This window comes from Stenotrophomonas sp. STEN063 (assembly GCF_056854515.1).
The window spans coordinates 1-6,535 of the sequence record NZ_JBXFWF010000114.1; the positions used below are offsets into that span (position 1 = coordinate 1).

Here is a 6,535-nt window from a genome sequence, read left to right on the forward strand (position 1 = left end):
GTTGTGGGTTGTTCTTTTTTTTGGTGTGTGTGCGGTTGGTGGCTGCCGGTGTGTGTGTTGTTGGCCCCCCCACTACCGCTTCAGCCCCTCTCCCGTTCACGGGGTGAGAGGGGCAGCTTGCGAACCACCGGTTCGCTGCCCATCGAACGCCCTTGCGCCAGCGCAAGGGCCGGGGCGCGGAGCGGGGGTTGGGGTGAGGGCAGTTTTTGAAGCATTACCGGTAAAGCCTCTGCCGAGCATGGCTCGGCACTACACATGCGAAGAGCCAACCCCTCCCCAACCCTCCCCTTGCCTTCGGCAAAGGGAGGGGGCAAAAGCTGCGCTCGACGCTACGCTGTCGGGCTTTCGTCTTCGGCCTCGTCGGCGTCATCGTCTGTACCCAGCATTGCCTGCGAGGCATCGCTGGACAGTGACTCCACACCGCGCAGCTTGCGCTCGATGGTGCGGGTCTTGCGGCTGGCGTCGCCCAGGCTCTTGCCGACGGTGTTGATCTGCTTCTCGGCCTTTTCGAGGATGCCGGCGAACTTGCCGAACTCGCTCTTGACCGCGCCCAGCAGGCTCCACACTTCCGACGAGCGCTGCTCGATGGCCAGGGTACGGAAGCCCATCTGCAGGCTGTTCAACAGCGCGGTCACCGTGGTCGGGCCGGCGATCACCACGCGGTGTTCGCGCTGCAGGGCATCCACCAGCCCGGCGCGGCGGATCACCTCGGCATACAGGCCTTCGGTCGGCAGGAACATCACCGCGAAGTCGGTGCTGTGCGGCGGCACGATGTACTTCTCGCTGATCGACTTGGCCTGGATGCGGATCGCGCGCTCCAGCTGGTTGCCGCTGTTGCGCACCGCCTCCGCATCGCCGGCTTCCTGTGCGTCGAGCAGGCGTTCGTAGTCTTCGCGCGGGAACTTGGAATCGATCGGCAGCCAGACCGGCGACTCGGCATCGCCACGGCCGGGTAGGCGCACGGCGAAGTCGACCATCTCGCCGCTGTCGGCGCGCAGCTTCACTCCGCGTGCGTACTGCTCGGCGGTGAGGGTCTGCTCGAGGATGTTGTCCAGCTGCACTTCGCCCCAGCCGCCACGGTTCTTGACGTTGCTCAGCACGCGCTTGAGGTCGCCAACGCCGGTCGCCAGCTGCTGCATCTCGCCGAGCCCACGCTGCACCTGCTCCAATCGTTCGGAAACCAGCTTGAACGAGGAATCCAGGCGCGTATTGAGCGTGCTCTGCAGCTTCTCGTCGACGGTCTGGCGCATCAGTTCGAGCTTGGCGGCGTTGTCGCCCTGCAGGTCCTTCAAGCGTGCTTCCAGGGTCTGCCGCATCTCGGTGATGCGCTGCTCGTTGCGCTGGGTCAGCTCGCCCAGCTTCTGGTTCAGCGTCTCGCCGAAGCGCAGCTGGACCTGCGCGCCTTCCTCGCGGCCCTTGCGGGTTTCCTCGACCAGGCTTTGCTGCAGGCCGGCCAGCTGGCGGGCGAAGGCTTCCATGCGCGCTTCCTGCTGCTGGCCGAACACGTCGAGTTGGCCGCGCACATCCTGCAGGCGCGTGCCCAGCAACTGCGCCAGCAGCTGCTGGGCGTTGGCGGTCTCCTCGCGGCCCTTGCGGGCGTCGTCATTGAGGCTGTCACGCAGCAGGTCCAGGCGCTGGTCGGTGCGGGTGGACAGGTCGGTGAGGTTGCGGCCGAAGCCATCGATGCGGATGTCCTGCTGCCGCGCCATGGTTTCCAGCTGTTCGCGCAGTTCGCCGCGGCCGCTGCGCTGCTCTTCGCGCAAGGTGCTTTCCAGCGCGGTGTTGTCATTACGACGCAGCAACAGCAGCAGCTGCAGCACGAGGACGACGACCAGCAGGCCGCCAAGGATCAGGGTTTCGGTTTGCATGGGGGGAAGTGTAGCCCTGCCCGTCTCAGAAGCTGATCCTGCAACGAGCCGACCGCTGGCGAAAACAGCCATCGGCGCCTATCTGCGATCATGTGCACCCCCACCCGCCGTAGCCCCACCATGAAGTTGCCCTCCCTGCTGTTGTCGAGCCTGTTGTGCCTGCTGCCGATGGCCGCCCTGGCCAGCGACTCGCAGACCATCACCTCGCCCCACGCCCTGCCCGCCAATGACGCGCGGCCCAAGGTGTTCCTGGCTGGCAGCATCGAGATGGGCAAGGCGGGCGATTGGCAGCAGCAGGTGCAGGCCGCGCTGGCCGACCAGGGCGTACTGATGCTCAATCCACGCCGCGCCGACTGGAACCCGGCCTGGCGTGCCGAGGCGGATGAACCCGAGTTCCGCCGCCAGGTGGAGTGGGAGCTGGCCGCACTGGAACAGGCCGACATCGTGCTGATGTACTTCGCCCCCGGCACCCAGAGCCCGATCACCTTGCTCGAATTCGGCCTGTACGCGCGTTCGGGCAAGTTGCTGGTGGCGGCACCGGCCGGCTACTGGCGCAAGGGCAACCTGGACATCACCGGTGACCGCTACGGCGTGCCGCGCTTTGATGACCTGCAAGCGTTGATCGATGCGGTGAAGCAGCGCATCGCCACGCAGCGCGCGCGCTGATCCCCACGGAGAGCTGCCATGCCGTGGATGGGTATCAACGACCTGGGCACCTTCGTGGTGGCCGTGATCCTGTTCCTGATGTTGCCGGGCCCGGGCACCTTCACCCTGCTCACCGCCACCGCGCGCGGCGGCGTGCGTGCCGGTTACGCCACCCTGGCCGGGCTGATGCTGGGCGACCAGATCCTGATCGCCATCGCCGCCACCGGTGTGGCCGCGCTGCTGCAGGCCCATCCGATGCTGTTCGCCGCGCTGCGTTATGTAGGTGCCGCGTACCTGATCTGGGTCGGCATCAACCTGCTGCGTGAACCGGCAGCAGCCGCTGGCGAGGCTGCGCCGGTACAGCACGGGCGACGCTGGTTCCGCCAGGCCTTGCTGGTCGGCGTGCTCAATCCCAAGGCGATCCTGTTCTACATGGCCTTCTTCCCGCTGTTCATCGATCCGGTCCGACAGCGCGGTGCGCTGACCCTGGCGACGATGGCGGTGCTGATCGCCCTCCTCAGCATCGGCTGGTGCTCGGTGCTGATCTTCGGCGGCCAGTTCATCGCCCGCCGCCTGGCCGGCTATCCACGCGTCGGCGTGTGGCTGCGGCGCGGGGTTGGCGTCTGCCTGGTGGTGTTCGGGCTGCGTCTTGGCATCGCCGAGTGATGTTGCTGCAGGGCCGCGGCTGACCGCCAGCAGGCCACCACAGCGGCGTAAGCTCGCTTGGCGGGGCCGCAGCCCGGCCTGGATCGATGGTTTTTATGCCGAATTCGGCACGTTGACATCCATTCGCGGTAAAAGCGCGCCAAATGACGGGTTTTTCTAGCTTTGCTGCACTGCGTTACGCCAAACTCGGCCGCTTCCCCGAACCACCACGAACCGTGAGGTCCGCATGCAATCCTGGCTCCGGCGCAAGCCCATCGACCAACTCACCGAACACGAAGAAGGCCGTCGGCTTGTTCCAACGCTGAGCTGGCCCCATCTGGTCGCGCTTGGCATCGGCGCCATCGTCGGCACCGGCATCTACACGCTGATCGGCGTGGGTGCGGACAAGGCCGGCCCTGCGGTGCTGCTGTCCTTCATCATCGCAGGCGCGATCTGCGCCTGTGCGGCACTGGCCTATGCCGAGCTGTCGACGATGATGCCGGCCGCAGGCAGCGCCTATACCTACAGCTACAGCGCATTGGGCGAGACCATCGCCTGGGTGGTTGGCTGGAGCCTGATCCTGGAGTACTCGCTGGTGGTCAGCACGGTGGCAGTCGGCTGGTCCGGCTACTTCGTCGGCTTCCTCGAATGGCTGCACACCTCGTTCGGCTGGAACGTGGCCTTGCCGCAGGCCCTTGCTGCCGGCCCGCACGTGGAGGGCGGTTTCCTCAACGTGCCGGCCATCGTCATCACCTTCCTGGTCGCCGGCATGCTGATGGTCGGTACCAAGGAGAGCGCCACCCTCAACGCGGTGCTGGTGGTGTTCAAGCTGATCGCGCTGGCGGTGTTCGTCGCGGTTGCGCTGCCGGCCTTCGACAGCGCCAACCTGCAGCCGTTCATGCCGTATGGCTTCCCCAAGTCGATCAGCGCCGATGGCGTCGAGCGCGGGGTGATGGCGGCGGCAGCAATCATCTTCTTCGCCTTCTACGGCTTCGATGCGATCTCCACCGCGGCCGAGGAAACCAAGAACCCCAAGCGCGACCTGTCGATCGGCATCATCGGTTCGATGGTCGGCTGCACCATCATCTACCTGCTGGTAGCGCTGGCCGCCGTCGGTGCGATGAGCTACACGGTGTTCGGCAAGAGCGCCGAGCCGCTGGCGCTGATCATGCGCGAACTCGGCCATGGCACCGCCGCGCTGGTGATCGGCATCGTCGCCATCATCGCGCTGCCGACCGTGCTGCTGGCGTTCTTCTACGGCCAGAGCCGCATCTTTTTCGTGATGTCGCGTGACGGCCTGCTGCCGCGTGGCCTGTCCAAGGTCAACCAGCGCACCGGTACGCCGGTGGTCATCACCCTGTTCACCGCGGTACTGGTGGCTGCGCTGGCCGGTGTTGCGCGCCTGGATGAAATCGCCGCGCTGGCCAATGCCGGCACCCTGGCGGCATTCACCGCGGTCGGCCTGTGCCTGCTGGTGCTGCGCAAGCGCGAGCCCAACCGTCCGCGTACCTTCCGCACGCCGCTGGCATGGGTGGTGGGGCCGCTGGCGATCGGCGGCTGCATCTACCTGTTCATCAGCCTGCCGATGCGTACCCAGTTGTGGTTCCTGGCGTGGAACGTGTTTGGCTTGCTGGTCTATGCCGTATACAGCCGCCGCAATGCGGTGCTGGGGCGTAGCAAGTAATCCACAGGTTGTTGTGGATAAGACGAAAAGCGGGCTTCGGCCCGTTTTTTGTTTTTTGGGGGTTATGGCTCTGCTTGAAGAGCACCCCTCCCCAGCCCTCCCCTTGCCTGCGGCAAAGGGAGGGAGCCGCTCTGCCCCCTCCCTTGCGCGTAGCGCAGGGGAGGGTTGGGGAGGGGTGCCTTTGCTTCAAAGCTCTAAAGCCTCAAGGCTCAACTCCACCTGTGGACAACCCACTTATCCCCAACAACATGTGGATAAAAACAAAGCGGGCCTGAGCCCGCTTCGTCATTCCACGCATCAACAGCGCGCGATCAAGACTTCTTCTGCGCCGCCGCGTAGTCCTGCGCCTGGCGCATCACCCGCAGCACGTTGCCGCTCCAGATGTTGCCGATCTGCGCGTCGGTCAGACCACGACGCTGCATCCAGGCGGTGATCTTGGGCAGGTCAGCCGCGTCTTCCATGCCGGTCACGCCGCCGCCGCCGTCCCAATCCATGCCGATGCCAACGTGATCCGGGCCGACCACGTCGAGCATGTGGCCGAAGTGCTGGAAGAAATCATCCAGCGTGGCCTTGCGCCGCGGGTATTTCTGGTCGAGCTCGGCCATTGCCTTGCGCAGTTCCACGCCCTTGGCCATGGTCATGTTCTCCCAGCCGCCGAGGCGCTTTTCCAGTTCCTCCTCGGCCTGCTTGCGCTCGGCGCTCTTGGTTTCATCCACCAGGTAACCGCCGTAGGCATTGGCCTGGATCACGCCGCCTTTGGCCGCCAGTTGGCGCAGGCGCGCGTCGTCCAGGTTGCGCGGGTGGTTGAACACCGCCTTGGCCGAGCTGTGCGAGAGGATGAAGGGCACCGGCATCATCTCGATCAGGTTGTCGAACACCGCATCCGAAGCGTGCGACTGGTCGATCACGATGCCCAGCTTCACCGCCTCGTTGACCAGCGCCTTGCCAGCCGGGCTCAGGCCATTCCATTCGGCGCCCTTGGGATCGGTGGCCGAATCGGCGAACTCGTTGTTGGCGAAGTGCACCGTCGACATCAGCCGCAGGCCAGCCTTGTAGTAGTAGCTCAGCAAGGTCGGGTCGGCGACCAGCGGGCTGCCGTTCTCCATGCTGATGTAGACCACACGCTTGCCGGCCGCCTTGATCCTTGCAGCATCGTCAGCCGTCAGTGCCAGCTGGAACTTGTCCGGGTTGGCGGCCAGCATCTCGTGGATTTCCTGCATGCGCTGCAGGCCGTGGTCGCGCTCGGCGATATGCGCGGCCGGGCTGCGGTCGCCCTGGTCGGTGTAGATGGCGAAGAAGCCACCATCCAGCGCGCCCTCGACCATGCGCGGGTAGTCCACCTGCGACAGCGCATTGTGGTCGTGGCGCTGCATGATGTTGAAGTCGGCACGGCCGAAGTTGGCCGGCGTATCCAGATGCGAGTCCAGGGTCAGCAGCTTGTGCTGCAAGGCGCTGGCCTTGCTCAGCTCGGCCTGGCTGAACTCCACCGCCGAGGCTGCCAGTGGAACGCACAACGACAGGGATACCAGCAGGGACAGGGGACGCAGCGTCATGAGGCCTCACCGTGAAGGGAAAGGCCCGACCTTAGCGCTGTAATAGAGCTGCGGGCCAGTGACTGACGGCATGGAGCGGTTTTTTGTAGTGCCGAGCCATGCTCGGCTGGAGCTTTACCGGGAAAGCCCCTGCCGAGCAT

General features: G+C 65.4%; 5 protein-coding genes. 3 read left to right on the plus strand and 2 right to left on the minus strand.

Going from position 1 to position 6,535, the window contains the following annotated elements:
• Positions 1–329: 329 nt before the first annotated feature.
• On the minus strand, positions 330–1,868 hold the full coding sequence (locus AC1VWL_RS18980) for a DNA recombination protein RmuC (RefSeq protein ID WP_482987711.1): 1,539 nt from the start codon (positions 1,866–1,868) through the stop codon (positions 330–332).
• Positions 1,869–1,988: 120 nt separating this feature from the next.
• Between AC1VWL_RS18980 and AC1VWL_RS18985 the strand changes: the two genes are divergently transcribed.
• The 3 genes from AC1VWL_RS18985 to AC1VWL_RS18995 all read left to right on the plus strand — a co-directional run bounded on the left by AC1VWL_RS18985 (position 1,989) and on the right by AC1VWL_RS18995 (position 4,842).
• A complete protein-coding gene (locus AC1VWL_RS18985; RefSeq protein WP_482987712.1) occupies positions 1,989–2,534 on the plus strand; it encodes a nucleoside 2-deoxyribosyltransferase domain-containing protein in 546 nt (181 codons plus the stop codon).
• Positions 2,535–2,552: 18 nt separating this feature from the next.
• Positions 2,553–3,179 (plus strand): leucine efflux protein LeuE, encoded by a 627-nt coding sequence (gene leuE / locus AC1VWL_RS18990; protein ID WP_282270305.1) that lies wholly within the window; start codon positions 2,553–2,555, stop codon positions 3,177–3,179.
• Positions 3,180–3,405: 226 nt separating this feature from the next.
• On the plus strand, positions 3,406–4,842 hold the full coding sequence (locus AC1VWL_RS18995) for an amino acid permease (RefSeq protein WP_482987713.1): 1,437 nt from the start codon (positions 3,406–3,408) through the stop codon (positions 4,840–4,842).
• A gap of 311 nt (positions 4,843–5,153) precedes the next feature.
• Here AC1VWL_RS18995 and AC1VWL_RS19000 read toward each other — a convergent pair whose 3' ends face one another.
• Complete coding sequence (locus AC1VWL_RS19000; RefSeq protein ID WP_482987714.1) at positions 5,154–6,395, minus strand: dipeptidase; 1,242 nt, start codon at positions 6,393–6,395, stop codon at positions 5,154–5,156.
• Between the last annotated feature and the right edge of the window lie 140 nt (positions 6,396–6,535).

Excerpts from the sequence above, each read along its gene's own strand:
- AC1VWL_RS19000 (WP_482987714.1), bottom strand. The coding sequence starts at position 6,395 with ATGACGCTGCGTCCCCTGTCCCTGCTGGTATCCCTGTCGTTGTGCGTT.
- AC1VWL_RS18980 (WP_482987711.1), bottom strand. The coding sequence starts at position 1,868 with ATGCAAACCGAAACCCTGATCCTTGGCGGCCTGCTGGTCGTCGTCCTC.
- leuE (WP_282270305.1), top strand. The coding sequence starts at position 2,553 with ATGCCGTGGATGGGTATCAACGACCTGGGCACCTTCGTGGTGGCCGTG.
- AC1VWL_RS18995 (WP_482987713.1), top strand. The coding sequence starts at position 3,406 with ATGCAATCCTGGCTCCGGCGCAAGCCCATCGACCAACTCACCGAACAC.
- AC1VWL_RS18985 (WP_482987712.1), top strand. The coding sequence starts at position 1,989 with ATGAAGTTGCCCTCCCTGCTGTTGTCGAGCCTGTTGTGCCTGCTGCCG.